The following is a 1231-nucleotide window of genomic DNA, read 5'->3' as shown; positions in this document are numbered from 1 at the left end:
TCGCGCTGCTGGACCGTCGAACGGCTTGGCGTTGCCAGTGTCATTGAACTCGCCACACGTCTGACACTTGAGTTTCTTCTTGGTCAGCAAGGCTCCGACGCCGACGAGCACCTTCGATCGAAAGGTCCGCTTGGCGAGCAGACCCTTGTTGCCACAGTTCCAGCAACGGAACTCACCTTCACCATCGACCCGCACGTCTTTCATGTGATGACCATACGTCAACTCCGAATCGGCAGCGACAGCTGCCTGAGTCGCTTGCTAACTCTGCGACACCCGTCCGTCATGATGGATCGGGAAGAGAACATCACCCTCGGTTCCAGCGGACCCCAATCAACGACGAGTAGTTTGGAGGTACGCGATGACCGGGGTCCGCCGGTATGCAGAAAGACAACTGAGCCTCGACTTGGGGCAGGAAGTAGACCCACACGTGTTCGAGATCGACGAGAAAGGTGAGCACGGTGAAGTCTTCACGCGCCGGTGGGTCGTTGAATTGATTCTCGACCTCTCCGGCTTCACTGTCGATCAAGATCTCGGCGGCCTGGTTGCTGTCGAACCATCGTGCGGTTCGGGGGCCTTCCTTGCCCCGATAACGGAGCGCCTGATCGAGTCATGTCGCATGCACGACCGTCCGTTGACTGACGTTCGTTCAGCGCTTCGGGCCTTCGATCTGCTCCCGACGAACGCGGAACTCGCGCAGAAGGCTGTCGCTGGAGCGCTTGTCGAAGCCGGCCTGGGTGACGCAGAGGCCAAGTCGATATCGCTGGACTGCGTCCAGTGCGGCGACTTTCTACTCACCTCGCACGGCGACGATGTGGCGGATTTCGTGCTCGGCAATCCGCCATACATTCGCCTGGAGGACGTACCGACTGCGCGTAGTGCTGCCTACCGTCGGGCGTGTCCGACGATGCGGGGACGGAGCGACATCTTCGTCGGATTCATCGAGATGGGCCTCCGGATCTTGAAGCCGGATGGAGTGCTCGGCTTCATTGTCGCCGACCGCTGGATGCACAACCAGTACGGCTCCGACCTTCGCCGGCTCGTCTCTTCAAGCTATGCCGTCGAGGCGATTGTGTCGATGCACGATGTCGAAGCGTTCGAAGAACCAGTGTCGGCATACCCGGCGGTCACCGTGATCCGTCGGGCCGAGCAGTCGACAGCGGTCGTCGCCAACGCGACAAAGTCTTTCGGTGAAGCGAATGCGCCGTCGCTGACGAAGTGGGTGAACTCCCGC

At 60.4% G+C, this 1231-nt stretch carries 2 protein-coding genes; one reads left to right on the top strand and one right to left on the bottom strand.

Features of this window, described 5'->3' with window-relative positions; genetic code table 11:
* A partial coding sequence (locus tag ACH2EI_RS21490) for a hypothetical protein (protein WP_395161533.1) occupies nt 1–204 on the bottom strand: 204 nt, incomplete at its 3' end.
* A gap of 223 nt (nt 205–427) precedes the next feature.
* Here ACH2EI_RS21490 and ACH2EI_RS21485 point away from each other — a divergent pair.
* A partial coding sequence (locus ACH2EI_RS21485; RefSeq protein ID WP_395161531.1) for an Eco57I restriction-modification methylase domain-containing protein occupies nt 428–1231 on the top strand: 804 nt, incomplete at its 3' end.

The sequence above is a fragment of the Ilumatobacter sp. genome, assembly GCF_041688325.1.
Lineage (GTDB): Bacteria > Actinomycetota > Acidimicrobiia > Acidimicrobiales > Ilumatobacteraceae > Ilumatobacter_A.
The sequence above is the reverse complement of the archived record's forward strand: the minus strand, read 5'-3'. Positions and strand labels throughout refer to the sequence as shown.